Consider the following 19,962-nt stretch of genomic DNA (forward strand, 5'->3'; position numbering starts at 1 on the left):
ACCGATATGGGCGCCGACCCAAGTTCATCGCGACCGTCGCGGAGTCATTCGTGTTATCTCCGATCAAGTGAGCTACGAGCGGCTGGTGCAGCGATCGTTCGAGAAGATCCGGCAGGCCGGCCGCGGCATGCCAGCGGTGATGATCCGCCAACTCGATGCGTTAACGACAATCATGGAACAAACGATCGACCCGCAACGTGCCGAAGTCCTACTGGATCAAGCAGCCATGATTCAGCGTGTGAATGTGGAATCGGTTTCCGAACAGTCTGACCGCGCCGACGTCGAACGCCGTTACGTCACATTACTGGCCATTCACGAAAAGCTCTGTCGCGATTCGTGATTGGTTACGACGAACCGCGCGTGGCGGTTCGCTCTGATGGCGGTCGAGCGGGTAGAGGCCACAGGGCTCGTGGGGAAGCGATCACACGCCTGAACAGAGCAATCCCGTTCGAACGTAGTGGCGTCAAGGAAACGTAAAGGTGCACTGCGGCGGCGTTAGGAAAGTGTCAACCAAAGGCCCTACCCGACCGGTCCCGAATAACTTCAAGCTGACCTTGCCTCCGAGACTGCGCTGTGGCTGACTCGATGGGGCCCTCTCGTATGCACGTGCCTGGCGCGGAACGGAGACAAGATGGGCGTGTTGGTGTACCTCGCGCTGACGGTGGCGGTGTTCGCCGTGCTCGGCCTGGCGCAAAAATTGGTCGAACGGCTATGAGCTACGAAAACCTGGTCGGCTTGGTGCTTTCCATTCTGCTGGCGCTGTTTCTCGCGGGCGCCCTGTTGTTCCCGGAGAGGTTCTAGTGAGTACGACAACAGCGGGGGTGATCTTCCTCGTCGTTCTCGTCGTGGCACTGGTGGTAGTGCATGTGCCCTTCGGCGATTACATGTACCGGGTGTACACGTCGCAGAAGGACTTGTACGTCGAACGGGTGACCTATCGGTTGATCGGTGTTGATTCGCGCTCCGAGCAGACGTGGGGCGCCTACGCCCGAAGTGTCTTGGCGTTTTCGTCGATCAGCATCCTCTTCCTGTTCGTGTTCCAGCTCGTGCAAGGCAAATTGCCGTTGCATCTGCATGACCCGGCCACCCAAATGACCCCGGCGCTGGCGTGGAACACGGCGGTCAGCTTCATCACCAATACCAACTGGCAGGCCTACTCCGGCGAGTCCACCGAAGGTCACCTGGTGCAGATGGCCGGGCTGGCGGTGCAGAACTTCGTCTCGGCCGCCGTTGGCATGGCAGTGGCGATCGCGCTGGTGCGCGGGTTTGCCCGCACGCGCACCGGCGATTTGGGGAACTTCTGGGTGGACCTGGTGCGCACGGTGTTTCGCATCCTGCTGCCCATTGCGAGTGTCGGCGCGATCATCCTGATCGCGGGTGGGGCGATCCAGAACTTCCACCTGCACGATCAGGTTGTCAACACCCTTGGGGGCGCCCAGCAGACGATCACCGGCGGCCCGGTGGCCAGCCAGGAAGTCATCAAGGAACTCGGCACCAACGGCGGCGGGTTCTACAACGCAAACTCCGCGCACCCGTTTGAGAACCCGACGACGTGGACGAACTGGTTAGAGATCTTTCTGCTGCTGGTCATCAGCTTCTCGCTGCCGCGCACCTTCGGGCGCATGGTGGGCAGCCCGAAGCAGGGCTATGCGATCGCCTCGGTCATGGCGACGCTCTATGCGATCAGCGTGTCGTTGATGATGTGGTTCCAGTTGCAGCACCACGGCACGGTGCCGACCGCTGTCGGGACAGCCATGGAAGGCGTAGAGCAGCGCTTCGGCGTCGCCAACTCAGCGGTGTTCGCCGACTCGACGACGCTCACCTCTACCGGTGCCGTTGACTCGTTCCACGACTCCTACACCAGCCTCGGTGGGATGATCACGATGTTCAACATGCAGCTCGGGGAGGTCGCGCCGGGCGGTACCGGGTCTGGCCTGTACGGCATGCTGATCTTGGCGGTGATCACCGTCTTCGTTGCCGGACTGATGGTCGGGCGCACCCCGGAATATCTCGGCAAGAAGATCAATCCCCGCGAAATCAAGCTGGCGGCAAGCTATTTCCTGGTAACGCCGCTCATCGTGCTGACCGGCTCCGCGATCGCGATGGCGCTGCCGGGCGAACGCGCCGGGATGCTGAACACCGGCCCGCACGGACTGTCGGAGGTCTTGTACGCGTTCACGTCTGCGGCCAACAACAACGGGTCGGCCTTCGCCGGAATCAGCGTCAACACCAACTGGTACAACACCGCGCTCGGGCTGGCGATGGTCTTCGGCAGATTCCTACCCATCGTGCTCGCGCTCGCGCTGGCCGGCTCGCTGGCCAAGCAGGGACACACGCCGGAATCGGTCGGCACCCTGCCCACCCATCGGCCACAGTTCGTGGGAATGGTTGCCGGCGTCACGGTGATTCTCGTTGCCCTCACGTTCCTGCCCATGCTCGCGCTCGGGCCTCTCGCTGAAGGAATTCACTGATGACCTCGACCACCATCGATCCGGCTGCAGAGACGCGGCCCGCCACCCCCACCAGCACGAAACGCGTGCAGGGCGGCTTGCTGGATCCGAACATGCTGTGGAAGTCGACACCGGATGCACTGCGCAAACTCGATCCGCGCACCCTCTGGCGCAACCCCGTGATGTTCATCGTCGAAATCGGCGCCGCCTGGAGCACCGTGTTGGCGGTCGCCAATGAAACATGGTTCGCCTGGTTGATCGTGGTCTGGCTCTGGCTGACCGTGCTATTCGCGAACCTCGCGGAGGCGGTGGCCGAAGGCCGCGGCAAGGCCCAGGCCGAAACGCTGCGCCGAGCCAAGTCCCAGACCATGGCCCGGCGGCTCAAGAACTGGGCGCCCGGCGCTCCTGTGGTCGAGGAGGAAGTTGCTGCGCCGCTGCTGCAACAGGGCGACATCGTCGTGATCGAGGCCGGGCAGGCGATACCGGGTGACGGCGACGTGGTGGAAGGCATTGCCTCAGTGGATGAATCGGCGATCACCGGTGAGTCGGCGCCGGTGATCCGCGAATCCGGCGGTGACCGCTCGGCGGTCACCGGCGGCACCACCGTGCTGAGCGACCGGATCGTCGTGCAAATCACCCAAAAGCCCGGAGAAAGCTTCATCGATCGGATGATCGCGCTTGTCGAGGGCGCCAACCGGCAGAAAACACCCAACGAGATCGCGCTGAACATCCTGCTGGCGGCGTTGACGATCATCTTCGTCTTCGCTGTCGCTACCCTGCAGCCGCTGGCCATCTACTCCAAGATGAACAACCCCGGCGTCCCCGATACCCAGGCGCTCAACGCAAATGGTGTCACCGGGATCGTGATGGTTTCACTGCTGGTGTGCCTGATCCCCACGACGATCGGCGCGCTCCTTTCCGCCATCGGCATCGCCGGCATGGACCGGTTGGTGCAGCGCAACGTGCTCGCGATGTCCGGGCGCGCGGTGGAAGCGGCCGGCGACGTCAACACGCTGTTGCTCGACAAGACGGGCACCATCACCCTGGGCAACCGGCAGACGGCCGCCTTCATCCCTGTCGACGGGGTCACCAATGAACAGCTGGCCGACGCCGCGCAGTTGTCCAGCCTCGCCGACGAAACACCGGAAGGACGCTCGGTGGTCGTCTTTGCCAAACAGCACTTCGGGCTGCGTGCGCGCACCCCGGGTGAACTCGCGCACGCCGAATGGGTGACCTTTTCCGCCACGACACGGATGTCAGGAGTCGACCTCGACGGGCACGTGCTGCGCAAGGGCGCGGCAAGCTCGGTCGCGGAATGGGTACGCGGGCAAGGCGGTAACGTTCCGCCCCAGCTCGGTGAGATCGTCGATGGCATTTCCGCCAGCGGCGGCACCCCGCTGGTCGTCGGGGAGAGCGTCGATGGCAAGGCGGCGGTGCTAGGCGTCATCCACCTCAAGGACGTCGTCAAGCAGGGCATGCGTGAGCGCTTCGACGAGATGCGCAAGATGGGCATCCGCACGGTGATGATCACCGGCGATAACCCGTTGACCGCCAAGGCGATTGCCGACGAGGCCGGTGTCGACGACTTCCTCGCCGAGGCCACGCCTGAGGACAAGCTCGCGCTGATCAAGCGTGAGCAAGAAGGCGGCAAGCTGGTCGCGATGACGGGTGACGGCACCAATGACGCGCCGGCGTTGGCTCAAGCCGATGTGGGCGTGGCGATGAACACCGGCACGTCCGCCGCCAAAGAGGCCGGCAACATGGTCGACCTCGACTCCGATCCCACCAAACTCATCGAGATCGTCGAGATCGGCAAGCAGCTGTTGATCACGCGTGGCGCGTTGACCACGTTCTCTATCGCCAACGACATCGCGAAGTACTTCGCGATCATTCCGGCGATGTTCGTCGCACTGTTCCCCGGGCTGGACATGATCAACATCATGCGGCTGCACAGCCCGCAGTCGGCGATCCTGTCGGCGGTGATCTTCAACGCAATCGTCATCGTGGCACTTATCCCGTTGTCGCTGCGCGGCGTGCGCTACACACCGAGCAGCGCTTCAAAACTGTTGAGCCGCAACCTCTACGTCTACGGGCTCGGCGGAATCATCGCCCCGTTCATCGGGATCAAGCTGATCGACCTAGTCGTCCAATTCGTCCCAGGGATGTCCTGACATGACTTTCTCGAATTTCATCCGCGTGCACTGGGCAGCTTTTCGCGCGCTGCTGGTGCTGACCGTAATCACGGGTCTCGCCTATCCGCTGTTCATCTGGCTAGTCGCGCAGATTCCAGGGTTACACGACAAGGCCGACGGATCGATTCTCACCGCCAACGGCAAACAGGTCGGCAGTCGGCTTATCGGTCAGCTGTTCACCGACAAGGACGGTAACCCGCTGTCGCAGTACTTCCAGAGTCGGCCTTCGGCGGCCGGTACCGGCTATGACCCGCTGTCGTCGAGCGCGAGCAACCTCGGGCCGGAAAGCATCGTCGATACTGCCGCCGATCCGTCGCAACTGGCAGCCGGCAAGTCCGCGACCGACGCCGGCTTCAAACCGAGCCTGTTGACGCAGGTGTGCTCGCGTAGCTCCGCAGTGGGCCAACTGGAGGGTGTGGATGGGTCACGTCCGTTCTGCACGGGCGGCGGTGTCGGCGCGGTGCTCTCGGTGATCGGCCCCCGCGATTCCCGCGGGAACGTCATCCACCCCACCCGGGTGGTCAGCGTCAACGAGCCGTGCCAGACGACGCAGGCGCCCTTCCTGACGACCTACCAGGGGGTACGGGTCGAGTGCGCCAAGTTCGGCGAGGACTACTCGATTGGCCAGATCGTGCCCATCCGCGGGGCCGCACCAGCTAACCCGGCTGTGCCCGCCGACGCAGTGACAGCCAGCGGCAGCGGTCTCGACCCGAATATCTCACCGGCCTACGCCGACATCCAGGTCGCCAGGGTGGCCAAGGCTCGGCATGTCAGCCCGGAGCAGATACGTGCGGTCGTGGCGGAGAACCGAAGCGGCCGCACCCTTGGATTTTTCGGTGAGCCTACGGTCAATGTCCTGCAACTGAACCTGGAACTCGACCACCGGTTCCCGGTCACGACCTAGTGACACAGGGGGATGATGGTTGACGTGAGCGACGTCACCCTCAGGGACCACCATCCCAAGCGCGGGGAGCTACGCATCTACCTCGGCGCCGCTCCGGGCGTTGGCAAGACGTACGCGATGCTCGGCGAGGCCCATCGGCGCTTGGATCGCGGCACCGACCTGGTGGCCGCCGTGATCGAGACCCACGGACGAGCGAAAACCGCTGAGCTACTTGAGGGCGTCGAGATTATTCCGCCGCGCTATATCGAATACCGCGGCACCAGCTTCCCCGAACTCGACGTGCCGGCCGTGCTGGCACGCCATCCGCAAGTGGTCTTGGTCGACGAACTCGCCCACACCAACACACCGGGCAGCAAGAACGGCAAGCGATGGCAGGACGTCGAGGAGTTGCTCGACGCGGGGATCACGGTGATCTCCACCGTCAACGTCCAACACCTGGAGAGCCTTAACGACGTCGTCGCCCAGATCACCGGTATCGAACAGCAAGAGACGATACCGGATTCGATCGTGCGCCAGGCTGCGCAGGTCGAACTCATCGATATCACGCCGGAGGCGCTGCGGCGCAGGCTATCCCACGGCAACGTCTATGCCTCGGAGAAGATCGACGCCGCGATGTCCAATTACTTTCGTCGCGGAAACCTCACCGCCTTAAGGGAATTGGCGCTGCTCTGGCTGGCCGACCAGGTGGATACGGCACTGGCCAAATACCGCGCGGAGAACAAGATCACCGACATGTGGGAGGCGCGCGAGCGAGTCGTGGTCGCGGTCACCGGCGGGCCGGAATCAGAGACCTTGGTGCGACGGGCATCCCGGATCGCGTCGAAGTCCAGCGCCGAGCTGATGGTGGTGCACGTCGTACGCGGTGACGGGTTGGCCGGCCTGTCGGAAACCCGAATGAACAAGATCCGTGAACTGGCAAACAGCTTGGACGCGTCCGTGCACACGGTGGTCGGTGACGACGTACCCACGGCCCTACTGGATTTCGCCCGCGAAATGAACGCCACTCAACTCGTGATGGGCACCTCCCGCCGGCCCCGCTGGGCGCGCGTGTTCGATGAGGGCATCGGCCCGACGATCGTCGAGCGGTCCGGCAAGATCGACGTGCACATCGTGACCCATGAGGAGTCCAAAGGCGGCTTTCACATAGCGTCGCTGGCGCCCGGCGAGCGACGCATCACCTCCTGGCTAGCCGCCTTCATCGTCCCGTCGATCATCTGCGCGGTCACGGTGACGATGCTGGACCCGTATCTGGACACCGGCGGCGAGAGCGCACTGTTCTTCATCGGGGTGCTGTTGGTCGGCCTGTTGGGAGGTGTTGCCCCGGCGGCACTTTCGGCAGTACTGTCCGGGCTGCTGCTCAATTACTTTTTGATAGCCCCCCGGCACAGCTTCACCATCGCCGAACCCAACAGCGCCATCACCGAATTGGTGCTGTTGCTGATCGCGGTTGCCGTCGCGGTCCTTGTCGACGGCGCGACCAAACGCACCCGGGAAGCCCGACTGGCCTCGCAAGAGGCGGAACTGCTCACGCTGTTCGCGGGGTCGGTGCTGCGCGGTGCCGACCTCGAGACGCTGCTCGAACGGGTGCGCGAGGCCTACTCACAGCGTGCGGTCAGCATGCTGCGTGAGCCTAGCGAGGTAGACCGGGCGAATGGGAGGAAGAGCTATCTCGTCGCCTGCGTGGGCAAAGACCCTTGTGTGACCGTCGATTCCGCCGACACCGCGATCGAGGTCGGCGACGACGAGTTCTGGATGCTGATGGCCGGCAGGAAGCTCTCGGCACGCGACCGCCGGGTGCTGACCGCGGTGGCCAAGCAGGCAGCGGGTCTGATCAGGCAGCGCGAGTTGGCCGAAGAAGCCAGCCGGGCAGAGGCGATCGGGCGGGCCGACGAGTTGCGCCGCTCGCTGCTCTCGGCGGTCAGCCACGACCTGCGCACGCCGCTGGCCGCGGCCAAGGTCGCGGTGTCCAGCTTGCGCGCCGAAGATGTGGCCTTCTCCGCCGAGGACACCGCCGAATTGCTGGCCACCATCGAGGAATCCATCGACCAGCTGACCGCACTGGTCGGAAACCTGCTCGATTCCTCTCGTCTGGCCGCCGGCGTGGTTCACCCCGATCTGCGCCGGGTGTACCTGGAGGAAACGATGCAACGCGCATTGATCAGCATCGGCAAGGGCGCTACCGGCTTCTACCGGTCGGCGATCGATCGCGTCAAGGTCGACGTGGGCGACGCCGTGGTGATGGCCGACCCCGGGCTACTCGAACGAGTCTTTGCCAACCTGATCGACAATGCGCTGCGGTACGCGCCCAACTGCGTAGTCCGGGTCAACGCGGGACGGGTCGGCGATCGCGTCTTGATCAATGTCATCGACGAAGGCCCCGGGATCCCGCACGGAGCCGAGGACCAGATTTTCGAAGCCTTCCAGCGGCTGGGGGATCACGACAACACCACCGGCGTCGGACTGGGAATGTCAGTGGCGCGCGGCTTCGTGGAAGCCATGGGCGGCACCATTCAGGCCGGTGACACCCCCGGGGGCGGACTCACGGTGGTGGTAGACCTCGCTGCGCCGCAGCAACAGATCGGCGCCCGATGACCAGGGTCCTGGTGATCGATGACGAGCCGCACATCCTGCGCGCACTGCGCATCAACCTGTCCGTGCGAGGCTACGAGGTCATTACCGCGTCGACCGGTGCCGGTGCCCTGCGCGCCGCGGCCGAACACAAACCCGATGTGGTGATCCTCGACCTCGGCCTGCCCGACATCTCCGGCATCGAGGTCCTGGGTGGTCTGCGCGGCTGGCTGACCGCGCCGGTGATCGTGTTGTCCGCGCGCACTGATTCGTCCGACAAGGTCGAGGCACTGGACGCCGGGGCCGATGACTACGTCACGAAACCGTTTGGGATGGACGAATTTCTGGCGCGACTGCGGGCCGCGGTCCGCCGCAACACCGCGGCCTCCGAAACCGACGAGCCGGTGGTCGAAACCGACGCGTTCACCGTCGACCTGGCCGCCAAGAAGGTCACCAAGAACGGCACGGAGGTGCACCTCACCCCTACCGAATGGGGCATGCTCGAGGTGCTGGTGCGCAACCGCGGCAAGCTGGTCGGCCGCGAGGAACTGCTCAAAGAGGTGTGGGGGCCGGCGTATGCGACCGAAACTCATTACCTGCGTGTGTATCTCGCACAGTTGCGGCGCAAACTCGAAGACGACCCGTCGCATCCCAAACACCTGCTGACCGAATCGGGTATGGGCTACCGGTTCGAGGCGTGAGTCGTGCGCTAAGTGCGTCGAGTGTGCGTCCAGGGCGTCGAGTGTGCGAAATTCTCGCCCTGCACGCACACTGAAAGCCGTCAATGCACATTCGAAAAGCGTGGCAGCGATACGAGTCAGCGTGGTATGCGCAAAGCGACGTAGTAGTCATGCTGTCGAGTGCAGTCGACGGTATAGCGCATCGCCTGCGTCACGCCCTCGGAATCGAATTCCAGCCAGCGCTGGGTGCGCTGGCGCTCAAACTCGGTCCAGGACGCCACGGTGAATCTTTCGAGGAACGTGTCCGGTTGCCCGACACTGTGATAAAGCCGCCAACTATGCCCGCCCGTTCGCAGCCGTGATCGACGGACCGAGCTCATCGCCTCGGCAAAGTAGTCGAGGTTGTCGGCCGGCACCTGGTAACGAACGGTGACGAGCACCGGTCCATCTTCGGGAGGCGGTTCAAACACGATCGTCGGTGACGGCCACGTACAGGAAACCTCGACTCCCAGCTTTCCGGTGGACGGTCGTAGCGGCAACGCGGCAACACTCAGGGCAACAACGCCCAGCAACACCGCCGAGCACACCAGCGCGACGTCAAGTCCTTCGCGCGTGGCGATGGCACCCCAGAGATAGGAGCCAATTGCCTGTGATCCCGTGGAGACGAGTAGATACACCGCCAACGCGCGGGCACGAACCCAGCGCGGCAACGATAGCTGCGCTGCAGCGTTCAACGTTGTCAACGTCATAAGCCAGGCCATCCCCGACAACATCAAAATGGGAATCGACACGGCGAACGGCAGCCAGGCGACCGCCAGCAATGCCCCACCGTATACGCCCGCGGAGCCCGCCAAAAGCGCGTTGTCGGACACCCACCGGCGTAACCGTGCGGCAACCACGACGGCCAGTACGGCACCAAAACCGATGGCCGCCAGCGCCACACCGTAGCCGCTCGCTGCCAGGTGCCATCTGCGGGCGGCAACCACCGGCAGCAGAGCCAGCAACGCCGAGGCGGGAAGCAGGAAAAGGGCGGCGCGCAACAGAATCCTGCGGAAATTGGGACCGTGACGAACGAAGAGCAGTCCGGCGACCATGGCCTGGCCGAAGTGTTCTCGCTCGATCAGCACGCTTTGCTTGGGCTGTTTCCACGCCAGCAGAGCAACAATTATTCCGCCAAACGATACTGCATTGATCGCGAAAACCGCTGCGACGCCGGACAATGCCACCACGAGGCCACCGAGGGCCGGTCCAATCGCCCGGGCGGCATTACCCGCGACGCTGCCCAACGTCGAGGCAGCCGGTATCTGCTCCCGCGGGACAAGCTCAGGCTGAATCGCCTGCCAGGCCGGCCCGGTCAGCGCGGAAGCGCAACCGATGGCCACGGTGAACATCAACAGCGATGTCGGGCCAAGCCGACCGAGGTAGGTCAGCACCGCCAGGGCGAGCGCCACCAGCACGGCATACGACTGCAGAAATATCAGTAACCGCCGCCGGTCGAACAGATCGGCAAGCGCGCCAGCGAACAATCCCAACAGCAACGTCGGCCCAAGAGTTGCCGTCTGCACCAGCGCCACGATGACGTCGCTGCTGTGTCTTTCCACCAAAAACCATTGGGCCGCCACGGTTTGCATCCACGTCCCGATGTTGGAGCCCAGCTGCGCAATGAACAAGCCGCGGTAGACGCGGCTGCGCAACGGCGCCCAAGCCGACGGTTGCCCACCGGCGCGCTCTTGCAACTGGGTCACCACTGAACTTTAGGGCAACTAGCCAATTGCGGCGCGCGCAGCGCTCGCCGAGCGGCGACCAGACTACCGCGCGATCGACAGCACGATGCCGTCGAGGATGTCGTGCTCGCTGACGGTCAGCTCGTCGATGCCCGCCCGGGCGTTCAGCTCGCGGGCCAACTCCTCGACGACGATCGCGCCGCCGCCGATCACATCGGCCCGGCCTTCGTGCATCGGCGCCAGCGCCGCACGCTGGGATCGCGTCATGCCGATCAACCGCTCGCACACCGACAACAGGTCATCGCCGGCGACCCGCGAAAGGTGAATGGCCGCAGCATCATACGTTGACATATTGTGCGCCAACGCCGACAGCGTGGTCATCGTGCCGGCCAGCCCGACCCAGGTCCGGGCTTCCGCCACGGGCACTGCCCGCAGTGCGGGTTCGAGCCGCTCGCCCACGAACCGACGCGCCGCCTCCACTTCCTGCGATGTCGGCGGGTCGGAGTGCAAGCAGCGTTCGGTCAACCGGACGCAGCCGATGTCGGCCGAGTAACTCGCCACCACCTGGTCTGCGCCCAGCACGATCTCGGTGGAGCCGCCGCCGAGATCGACGACGACGAAAGGCCCACGGGTGTGGTCTAATTCGCCGACCGCGCCGCGGAAAGACAACTCGGCCTCTTCGGCTCCGGTGATCACCTCGGCGACCGCCCCGGGCAGCACGCTGCCCAGCACGTCGGCCGTCATCGCGAAGAAGTCAGCACGGTTGGAGACGTCGCGGGCGGCCGATGTGGCGACCATCCGAACTCGCTCGACGCCGTGGGCTCGCATCAGATCCGCGTAGTCGGCCAGCGCTGCTCTGGTCCGCTCGATCGCCTCCGGCGCAAACTGACCGGTGGCGTCGACACCCTGGCCCAGGCGCACGATCCGCGTCTCGCGATGCACATCGCGCAGCTGCCCACCGGATACGTCGGCGATCAGCAACCGTATCGAGTTGGTGCCGCAGTCGACTCCGGCGGCTCTCAACGCCATAGCTCACCATCCAGCACGGCGGCCATCGCCGGCTCGGCGGCGAGCAGCGCCAACGCCTCGTCGCCGAGCGGATTGAGCCCGGGCCCCTTGGCCAGTGCATGCGCGATCAGCACGTGCAGGCATTTGACCCGGTCCGGCATGCCGCCGCCCGAGAACGTCGTCCCGAGTGGCTCGATCGCGTCACGCTCGGCCAGATACGACTCGTGAGCCCGCCGATAGGCGGCGGCCAATTCGGCGTCCGTCTGCAACCGCTCGGTCATCTCCCGCATCAGTCCGGTCGTCTCCAGCCTGCTCGCGGCCGTGGTGAGCGTCGGATGCGTCAGGTAGTACAACGTCGGAAACGGCGTGCCGTCAGGAAGTTTCGGCGCGGTCTTCACCACGCCGGGCTCGCCGTTGGGACACCGGTAGGCGATTTCCAGCACACCGCGCGGCTCGCGACCGAGCTGGCGTGCCACCGCTTCCAGGTCGGCACGATCAACCACCGGGAGTCGTGGGCTTCGGTGATTCCGGCGGTGCGGGCGCTCCAGGCTCGGCCGGCGCGGGCGCCGGGGCGCTGGCCGGTGGCAAGTGTGGGGCGTCGGCGATGGTGTGCCACAAGGAGGAGTACCAGGGTGCGCTGCTCGCCGGTTTCGCCGTCTCGGCTCCCGGCTGCGCGGATGCCGCCGCGGCCGCCGGAAGTTGGACTTGGAACGGCGTGTCCCCGGGCATCACAAAGCCCAGGCGCTCGCGGGCCTGCGCCGCGATGTAAGCCGGGTCGCCGAGCTTGACCTTCTTCTGCTCGAGGTCGGCGATCTGACGTCGCAGCGCGGCTTCACTGGCCGTCAACTGCGACATCTCGGTGCGCTGCGCGAAATAGGTGCGCACCGGACCCGCGATGGTCAATGTCAGCACGCAGACGACCGCGGCCAGCACCGCCGCACGCCGGGCGGTGAAGCCCATCCGCTGCTCGGACCGCTGCTCGACGGATTCCGCGATCTGCCGCTTGATCGGTTCGACGATGTGCTCGGCCGTCGTCCGGGCGTCGGCGGCGTTCTGCGCGGTTTTCGACGTGCGCGACGCCGGCTTGGACGACGGTTTGGCGGCGCGAGGGCGCCGAACCGAATCGCCCGCTTTCCCCGGGCGCGATGCCGGGGAGCGGCGTTTCGGATCTGGGCGTTTCGCGTCGGGCATCGGAGATCTAGTCGCGTTTCCCGTTGACTGTCAAGCTATTTCACATCCAGCGCGTAGCGCGGGAAGGCCAGATCGCCGGCGTAGCGGGCCGCGTCGCCGAGTGCTTCCTCGATGCGCAGCAGCTGGTTGTATTTAGCGACCCGCTCGCTGCGGGCTGGCGCGCCCGTCTTGATCTGCCCGCTGCCGACGGCCACCGCCAGGTCGGCGATCGTGGTGTCTTCTGTCTCGCCGCTGCGGTGGCTCATCATCGTGCGGTATCCGCTGTGGTGAGCCAGCGCGACGGCGTCGAGAGTCTCGGTCAGCGTGCCGATTTGGTTCACCTTGACCAGCAACGCGTTGGCGACGCCCTTTTCGATGCCCTCCTCGAGCCGCTCGGGATTGGTGACGAAGATGTCGTCGCCCACGATTTGTACCCGGTCACCGATCGACGACGTCAGGTCCGCCCAGCCCTGCCAATCGTCTTCCGACAGCGGGTCTTCGATCGAGACCAGCGGGTAGGAGTCGAGCAGCTTGGCGTAGAACTCCGTCATCTGCTCGGCGGTACGAGTGGCGCCCTCGAAGCTGTAGCCGGTGCCGTCGGTGTAGAACTCGGTGGCCGCCGCGTCGAGGGCCAACGCCACATCGGTGCCCAGCTTGAAACCCGTCGCCTCGATGGCCGAGCTGATCAGGTCCAGCGCCGCGGTGGTTCCGGCCACGTCGGGGGCGAAGCCGCCCTCGTCGCCCAGGCCGGTGGAAAGGCCCTGCTTCTTCAAAACCGACTTCAGCGAGTGGTACACCTCGGCACCCCAGCGCAGCGCCTCGACGAAGCTCGGTGCGCCGATCGGCGCCACCATGAACTCCTGAATGTCGACGGCGGTGTCGGCGTGGGCGCCGCCGTTGAGGATGTTCATCATCGGCACCGGCAGGATGTGCGCGTTGGGGCCGCCGAGATACCGGAACAGCGGCAGCTCGGCCGAATCGGCGGCCGCCTTGGCGACGGCCAGCGAGACGCCCAGGATCGCGTTGCCGCCGAGCCGCGACTTGTCGGGGGTGCCGTCGAGGTCCACCAGCGCCTGGTCGACCAGCCGCTGATCGTCGGCGTTGAGGCCGATCACGGCCGGGCCGATCTCGTCGAGCACGGCCTGCACGGCTTTTTGCACACCCTTGCCGCCGTAGCGCTCCCCGCCGTCACGCAGCTCGACGGCCTCGTGCTCCCCGGTCGACGCGCCGGACGGCACCGCCGCGCGGGCGAAGGTTCCGTCGATCAGGGCAATCTCGACCTCGACCGTCGGGTTGCCTCGGGAATCGAGGATCTCGCGGGCCCCGACCTGCTCGATAATCGGCACTAGGATCTCCTTGCCTAAACTTTTCTAGTAGCTGATGCCTGTCCCCCGGCCGGCCTTCAGCCTAAAGCCTGGGTCAGCGATTCATCCTTCTACAGCGGGTGACCCGCCGCGTAAGCGGTCGCCCAGTCCCGGACGGCGCGCGCGTAGACGCCGGAGTTGTTGTAGGCCCGCAGCGCGGTGACCCATCCCCTGGGCGTCCCGAGATCCTTTCCACGCCAACACAAGTAACCCGCCGCCGCGAGCGCCGCGTCGTCGATGTTGTCCGGACTGAGGCGACCGTCGTTGTGGGCGTCGACACCGTACAACCGCCATGTCTCCGGAATGAATTGCATGGGCCCCATCGCGCGGGCTATCGCGGGCTGACTGTCGGTACTGTCTTGCGCGGCGTCGACAATGCGCAGGTTGCCGCTGGTACCGTCCAGCTGAACACCCCGGATGGGTGGACTCACATCCCCATTCGGCGACAGCGTCGAGCCCCGGTAGGTGCCGTGGTGACTCTCGACCTGCCCGATGCCCGCCAGCGTGGTCCACGCGATATGGCACTTCGGGTTTTCCACCTCGGCGACCCGGGCCGCATACGCGTAGGCCTCCAAAGCGATCAGCGGGATCTCCAGTGCCGCGGAGCGTGGCAGCGCCCAGTCCCGCAACTGGTCCGCGGGCCGGCCGCTGGCATGAGTGTTCACCGGCGGCACCGGATCCCCGAACGGCGGCGGCACGCCGGCGGGGATGAAGAGGCTGAGCTGCCAGGTACAGCTGGAGGCCAGGAGCATCGCGGTCGCGCCGATCACGGCGGCCGCCCGCAACCAACGCCTCGGCGACACCACGTACCCCTTAACTTCCTCTACACCAACGTCACCCACTGATTATCGTCCCATGACCTTTCGCCGGGGCCGGTCGCGTCGAGTCGGCAAACCCGCTTTCAGCTAATTTTTCGATTAGCTGACGACTACCGTGGATAGCAACGTGAGAACGATGCCGACCACCGGGATTCACCAACTCACAGGCCACATTACCCGCCGGGACCACGAAAAACGGCAAACATCGCGGCGGTCGCTGACCGCGAGCGTGCGCGCGATCTAAACCGGCGTCAGCCTCGGTCCCGGCTCCGTTTGGAGCCCTTGCCCGACCTCTTGGACTCCTTGCCGGACTCCTCCTCGGCGTCGCCGGCGTCCTCGTCCGCATCGTCGGCATCGCCGTCGTCCTCGGCCTCGGCGGTGTCCTCTTCGGCGTCCTCGGCCGCGACATCCTCGACCGCGTCGGAGGGCCAGTGCTCGCGCCACTCCGCCTCGGTGACCTCGCCCAGCGGAGCCATGTCGAACTCTTCGGGCACGCTGTCCCCGCGGCGCGTGGCGGCGATCGACCTCTCGACCGCGCGGACCGTGTCCACGAACTCCAAAACCGCTGTGCGCAAGAAGCTTTCCGCATCGACGTCGGTCAGCACGGAGATCGAGGTGATCTCGGCGGGAATCAGATCGGCGGGCAGACCGGCCGCATGCGCGCGTTGAACCACCTTCTGCGCCAGCGCTAACGCCGGCTGACCGGTATGGACGTCATCCATCACCGAATTGCGCGGTTTCTCTGCGGCCTTACGCTCTTCCCATTGGGCCAGTTGCTCTTCAAGCGAAATCGATTGGCCCGCAAGTACTCCCGGCACCCGGTTGGCCAGCTTTCGCATCAGCGTGGCGGCGACCTCGTCGATGTCGAACGGGAACTGGCGCGCCTCCTCGGCGATGCGGGCGTGAAAGAGCACCTGCAGCAACACGTCACCGAGTTCTTCGCGCAGCTGGTCGGCATTGCCGCTGCGGACCGCGTCCAAGAGCTCGTAGGTCTCCTCGAGCAGGAACCTGCGCAGCGAGTCGTGGGTCTGCTCGCTTTCCCACGGTCCGGCGGTGCGCAGTTTGTCCATCATCGCGACGGCATCGACAAGTCGTTCACCGCGGGGTGTCTCCGGCGCCGAGATCAACCGGGCACCCGCGGCCAACCGGGCGGTGACGGCGGGGTGGTCGGGGTCTGATGACAACAACACCGGCGCGTCGTCGCCGGTGTCCACCGGCCGCGCGGACGACAGCGACCAGGGCACCGCGACGGGCATCTCCTCGGTGTACTGAATCTCGCCGGTGAGGTGCTCGATCGCCTGGAGGGGCACCAGCGAGGGACGGCGGGGGTCGAACAAGACGACGATCATCGCGCCTGTTACTCCTCCCTGGTCATCGCTGAAGCTGACTCAGCCGGCCGACTTGCGGTCCGCTTCGTCGTCGCGCGCCGGTGACGCACTCGTTATACCAATTTCTTGCTGCGGTTTCCCTTGCAGGGCCGTCACCAAGTTGGCCACCATCTGCACCAACTCGACATCGCGGAGCCGCGGCGCGCCCACACCGCCGGCCCGCGGAATCGGAACCTGCACCGTGGACGTCGTGGCGCGGTAGTTGGCGGCCGGATACATCCGCTTGAGGCGCACCTGGGCAGAATCCAGCAGCGTAATCGGCGACAGCCGCACCGTAGCCGCAGATGGGGCCGAGACCTCGGTGATGCCCGAGGCGCGGCACAGCAGCCGCAGCCGCGCCACGGCCACCAGCCGCTGCGCCGGTTCGGGCAGCGACCCGTAGCGGTCGGTGAGCTCGTCGACGACGGCGTCGACGGCCGCGTCGTCGGGTGCGGCGGCCAGGCGCCGATAGCCCTCCAGCCGGAGCCGGTCACTGGCGATGTAGTCCGGCGGCAGGTGCGCGTCCACCGGAAGGTCGATGCGCACATCCTTGGGCTCTTCGGGGGAGGTGACGGTTTGGCCGTCGGCGGCCGCCCGGTACGCCTCCACGGCCTCGCCCACCAACCGCACGTACAGGTCGAAGCCGACGCCCGCGACGTGGCCGGACTGCTCGACACCCAGCACATTGCCGGCGCCGCGGATCTCGAGATCCTTCAGCGCGACCGCCATGCCGGCACCCAGCTCGTTGTTCTGCGCGATGGTCGCCAACCGGTCATAGGCCGTCTCGGTCAACGGCACCTGCGGTGGATAGAGGAAGTAGGCGTAGCCGCGCTCGCGGCTGCGGCCGACCCGGCCGCGCAGCTGGTGCAGCTGGGACAGCCCGAAGGTGTCGGCGCGCTCGACGATCAGCGTGTTGGCGTTGGAGATGTCCAGCCCGGTCTCCACGATCGTGGTGCACACCAGGATGTCGTAGTCGCGGTTCCAGAAACCCTCCACGGCGCGTTCCAGCAAGTCCTCGGGCATCTGCCCGTGCGCGACGACCACCCGCGCCTCGGGCACCAGCTCGCGCACCCGCGCGGCGGTGGCGTCGATCGAGCTCACCCGGTTGTGCACGTAAAAGGCCTGCCCGTCGCGCAGCAGCTCGCGCCGTAACGCGGCGGCGATCTGCTTTTCCTCCTGCGGGCCGACGTAGGTCAGCACCGGGTAGCGCTCTTCCGGCGGCGTCAGGATCGTCGACATCTCGCGGATCCCGGCCAGGCTCATCTCCAGGGTGCGCGGGATCGGAGTCGCGCTCATGGTCAGCACATCGACGTGGGTGCGCAGCGACTTGATGTGCTCCTTGTGCTCAACGCCGAACCGCTGCTCCTCGTCGACCACGACCAGGCCCAAATCCTTCCAGCGCACCCCGGTCTGCAGCAGCCGGTGGGTGCCGATCACGATGTCCACCGACCCGTCGGCCAGGCCGTCGATCACGGTGCGTGACTCGGTGGGGTCGGTGAACCGGGACAGCCCCTTCACGGTCACCGGGAAGCCGGTCATCCGATCGGTGAACGTCTGCAGATGCTGGTCGGCCAGCAGCGTGGTGGGCACCAGCACCGCGACCTGTTTGCCGTCCTGTACAGCTTTGAACGCCGCCCGCACCGCGATCTCGGTCTTGCCGTAGCCGACGTCGCCGCAGATCACCCTGTCCATCGGGATCGGCTTTTCCATGTCGGATTTGACCTCGGTGATCGCGGTCAGCTGGTCGACGGTCTCGGTGAAACCGAACGCGTCCTCCATCTCGGCCTGCCAGGGCGTGTCCGGCGCGAACGCGTGTCCGGCACTGGCCTGCCGCTTGGCATACAGCGACACCAGTTCGCCGGCGATCTCCCGCACCGCACGGCGTGCCTTGGTCTTGGTGTTGGTCCAGTCGCTGCCGCCCAGCTTGCTCAGCGCCGGGGCCTGGCCGCCCACATACCGGGACAGCTGATCCAGGGAATCCATGGGGACATAGAGCTTGTCGGAACCGCCACCCCGCCTGGCCGACGCGTACTCCAGGACCAGATACTCGCGCCGGGCGCCGCCGACGGTCCGCTCGGTCATCTCCACGAACCGCCCGATTCCGTGCTGATCGTGCACCACCAGATCGCCCGCCGTCAGCGCGAGCGGGTCGACGGTGTTGCGCCGCTTGGCCGCCAGCCGCTTGCCGTCGGTTGCCGTGGCTCGGCTCCCGGTCAGATCGGCTTCGGTGATGACGACGAGGTTGGCGCCGGGTATCACAAGGCCGCCGTGCAGCGGACCCTTGAGCACCCCGACAACCCCCGGGTTGGGAGCCGCGCCGGATTCCAACATGGCGGCCGGGGTGTCGGACTCGGCCAACCGCTCCACCACCCGATGGGCGGTCCCCGTCCCGGGTGCGACGATCGCGGCGTAGCCGCCGGTCAAGACGTGGGCACGCAGCATCGCAAAGATGCCGTCGATATCGTGCTGATGACCACGCGCCGACGGCGCCGCCCGGACATCCAGCTCGACGGCCGATTCGTCGGACAGCTGGCTCAACGTCCACCATGGGTGACCGGCCCGGGCCGCCGCGTCCCGCACGTCGTCCAGTTCGGCGAAGCCCGACCCGCCCAGCTGTTCGACGTCGATGGGAGCCTCGGTGCCCAGCGCGGCCACCGACCAGGACGCCTCGAGGAATTCACGGCCGGTCTTGATCAGGTCAGCGGCCCGGGTGCGCACCTTTTCCGGGTCGCACAGCAACACCGGCGTTCCCTCGGCCAGCTGTTCGACCAGTAGCGCGTGGTCGTCGGGCCGCAGCACCGGCAGCAGTGCCTCCATCCCGTCGACGGGGATTCCTTCAGCCAGCTTCGCCAGCATGTCGGTGACACTGCCGGTGATCGCGTCCGAACCTGGAGGGTGCTGTGCGACCAACTCGGCGGCCCGCGCCCGCACGTCGTCGGTGAGCAGCAATTCCCGGCAGGCGACCGCGATCAGCGTCTGCACCTCGATCTCCGGGATGGAGCGCTGATCGGCGACCGAGAACATCCGCATTTCGGTGACCTCGTCGCCCCAGAACTCGATGCGCACCGGGTGCTCGGCCGTCGGGGCGAATATGTCGAGAATCCCCCCGCGGACAGCGAACTCGCCGCGCCGGCCGACCATGTCCACCCGGGTATACGCCAGCTCGACCAGTCGGGCGATCACTTCTTCGAAGCCGATGTCTTGACCGACGCGAAGGGTTACCGGTTCCTGGTGTCCCAGCCGCGGCGCCATAGGCTGCAGCAGCGAACGCGCCGCGGTCACCACCACCCGCAACGGCGGGCCCAGCCGGGTGTCGTCGGGGTAAGCCAGCCGGCGCAGCACCATCAAACGGGTGCCGACGGTATCAACGCCGGGCGAGAGCCGCTCGTGCGGCAGGGTCTCCCAGGACGGGAAGACGGCGACCGCACTGCCGAAGACGCCGCGCAGTTCGGCGGCGAGGTCGTCGGCTTCGCGCCCGGTGGCGGTGACCACCAGCAAGGAACCCTGCTGTGCCAACGCACTTGCCACGAACAGCCGCGCGCTGGCCGGGCCAACGAGGCTCAATTCGGCGGGTACACCGGCGGTGGACTCGACGAGCTGGGAGAAGGTTGGCGCTGTCAGCGCTAATTCAACGAGCCCCGCGATCGGGGTTTCTGGGCGAGCAGGCCCCGGTGCGGTCATGATGCACTCATTCTAGGTGCGCCGAACATCGTCAAT

Annotated in this window: 15 protein-coding genes; 7 read left to right on the forward strand and 8 right to left on the reverse strand. The window is 66.0% G+C overall.

What is annotated here, in order from left to right; genetic code table 11:
* The 7 genes from ACZY0B_RS17570 to ACZY0B_RS17600 form a co-directional block, all read left to right on the forward strand.
* Positions 1–340 (forward strand): DUF2254 family protein (locus ACZY0B_RS17570; protein WP_463765425.1); only part of this gene is annotated, 340 nt, incomplete at its 5' end.
* 371 nt (positions 341–711) lie between these two features.
* Entirely contained in the window at positions 712–801 is a 90-nt protein-coding gene (locus ACZY0B_RS17575; protein ID WP_463765427.1) for a potassium-transporting ATPase subunit F, read from the forward strand.
* Entirely contained in the window at positions 801–2,471 is a 1,671-nt protein-coding gene (kdpA, locus tag ACZY0B_RS17580; RefSeq protein ID WP_463765429.1) for a potassium-transporting ATPase subunit KdpA, read from the forward strand. The genes ACZY0B_RS17575 and kdpA overlap by 1 nt, the downstream gene beginning before the upstream one ends.
* Positions 2,471–4,621 carry a potassium-transporting ATPase subunit KdpB gene (gene kdpB, locus ACZY0B_RS17585; RefSeq protein ID WP_463765430.1) on the forward strand — a complete coding sequence of 717 codons (2,151 nt, stop codon included), beginning with the start codon at positions 2,471–2,473 and terminating at the stop codon, positions 4,619–4,621. Before kdpA ends, kdpB begins: the two co-directional genes overlap by 1 nt.
* Position 4,622: 1 nt before the next feature.
* The gene (locus ACZY0B_RS17590; protein WP_463765431.1) at positions 4,623–5,546 is read left to right on the forward strand and encodes a potassium-transporting ATPase subunit C; all 924 of its coding nucleotides are present in this window, start codon (positions 4,623–4,625) and stop codon (positions 5,544–5,546) included.
* A 12-nt stretch (positions 5,547–5,558) separates the two neighbouring features.
* A complete protein-coding gene (locus ACZY0B_RS17595; protein ID WP_463765432.1) occupies positions 5,559–8,138 on the forward strand; it encodes an ATP-binding protein in 2,580 nt (859 codons plus the stop codon).
* Entirely contained in the window at positions 8,135–8,815 is a 681-nt protein-coding gene (locus tag ACZY0B_RS17600; protein ID WP_463765434.1) for a response regulator, read from the forward strand. The genes ACZY0B_RS17595 and ACZY0B_RS17600 overlap by 4 nt, the downstream gene beginning before the upstream one ends.
* 116 nt (positions 8,816–8,931) lie before the next feature.
* On the opposite strand, the gene ACZY0B_RS17605 is transcribed toward ACZY0B_RS17600, so the two are convergent.
* From ACZY0B_RS17605 to mfd, 8 genes are all read right to left on the reverse strand, one after another.
* Positions 8,932–10,539, reverse strand: coding sequence for an MFS transporter (locus tag ACZY0B_RS17605; protein ID WP_463765435.1), 1,608 nt, complete (start codon positions 10,537–10,539; stop codon positions 8,932–8,934).
* A gap of 63 nt (positions 10,540–10,602) precedes the next feature.
* On the reverse strand, positions 10,603–11,547 hold the full coding sequence (locus tag ACZY0B_RS17610; protein ID WP_463765437.1) for a Ppx/GppA phosphatase family protein: 945 nt from the start codon (positions 11,545–11,547) through the stop codon (positions 10,603–10,605).
* Complete coding sequence (locus tag ACZY0B_RS17615) at positions 11,538–12,029, reverse strand: DUF501 domain-containing protein (RefSeq protein WP_463765439.1); 492 nt, start codon at positions 12,027–12,029, stop codon at positions 11,538–11,540. Before ACZY0B_RS17615 ends, ACZY0B_RS17610 begins: the two co-directional genes overlap by 10 nt.
* Positions 12,022–12,717: an FtsB family cell division protein gene (locus ACZY0B_RS17620; RefSeq protein WP_463765441.1), complete on the reverse strand. Its 696-nt coding sequence runs from the start codon at positions 12,715–12,717 to the stop codon at positions 12,022–12,024. Before ACZY0B_RS17620 ends, ACZY0B_RS17615 begins: the two co-directional genes overlap by 8 nt.
* Before the next feature lie 35 nt (positions 12,718–12,752).
* Positions 12,753–14,042: a phosphopyruvate hydratase gene (gene eno, locus ACZY0B_RS17625; protein WP_463765443.1), complete on the reverse strand. Its 1,290-nt coding sequence runs from the start codon at positions 14,040–14,042 to the stop codon at positions 12,753–12,755.
* A gap of 89 nt (positions 14,043–14,131) precedes the next feature.
* Entirely contained in the window at positions 14,132–14,863 is a 732-nt protein-coding gene (locus ACZY0B_RS17630; RefSeq protein ID WP_463765445.1) for a lytic transglycosylase domain-containing protein, read from the reverse strand.
* A gap of 266 nt (positions 14,864–15,129) precedes the next feature.
* Complete coding sequence (locus ACZY0B_RS17635) at positions 15,130–16,227, reverse strand: nucleoside triphosphate pyrophosphohydrolase (RefSeq protein WP_463765447.1); 1,098 nt, start codon at positions 16,225–16,227, stop codon at positions 15,130–15,132.
* A gap of 39 nt (positions 16,228–16,266) precedes the next feature.
* On the reverse strand, positions 16,267–19,926 hold the full coding sequence (mfd, locus tag ACZY0B_RS17640; RefSeq protein ID WP_463765449.1) for a transcription-repair coupling factor: 3,660 nt from the start codon (positions 19,924–19,926) through the stop codon (positions 16,267–16,269).
* Positions 19,927–19,962: the final 36 nt, after the last annotated feature.

Source organism: Mycobacterium sp. IDUB_19, from assembly GCF_055419445.1.

Bases quoted from the DNA above. Each gene is read 5' to 3' on its own strand.
- ACZY0B_RS17575 (WP_463765427.1), top strand. From the start codon at position 712: ATGAGCTACGAAAACCTGGTCGGCTTGGTGCTTTCCATTCTGCTGGCG.
- kdpB (WP_463765430.1), top strand. From the start codon at position 2,471: ATGACCTCGACCACCATCGATCCGGCTGCAGAGACGCGGCCCGCCACC.
- ACZY0B_RS17590 (WP_463765431.1), top strand. From the start codon at position 4,623: ATGACTTTCTCGAATTTCATCCGCGTGCACTGGGCAGCTTTTCGCGCG.
- ACZY0B_RS17595 (WP_463765432.1), top strand. From the start codon at position 5,559: ATGATGGTTGACGTGAGCGACGTCACCCTCAGGGACCACCATCCCAAG.
- ACZY0B_RS17600 (WP_463765434.1), top strand. From the start codon at position 8,135: ATGACCAGGGTCCTGGTGATCGATGACGAGCCGCACATCCTGCGCGCA.
- ACZY0B_RS17610 (WP_463765437.1), bottom strand. From the start codon at position 11,547: ATGGCGTTGAGAGCCGCCGGAGTCGACTGCGGCACCAACTCGATACGG.
- ACZY0B_RS17620 (WP_463765441.1), bottom strand. From the start codon at position 12,717: ATGCCCGACGCGAAACGCCCAGATCCGAAACGCCGCTCCCCGGCATCG.
- ACZY0B_RS17635 (WP_463765447.1), bottom strand. From the start codon at position 16,227: ATGATCGTCGTCTTGTTCGACCCCCGCCGTCCCTCGCTGGTGCCCCTC.
- mfd (WP_463765449.1), bottom strand. From the start codon at position 19,926: ATGACCGCACCGGGGCCTGCTCGCCCAGAAACCCCGATCGCGGGGCTC.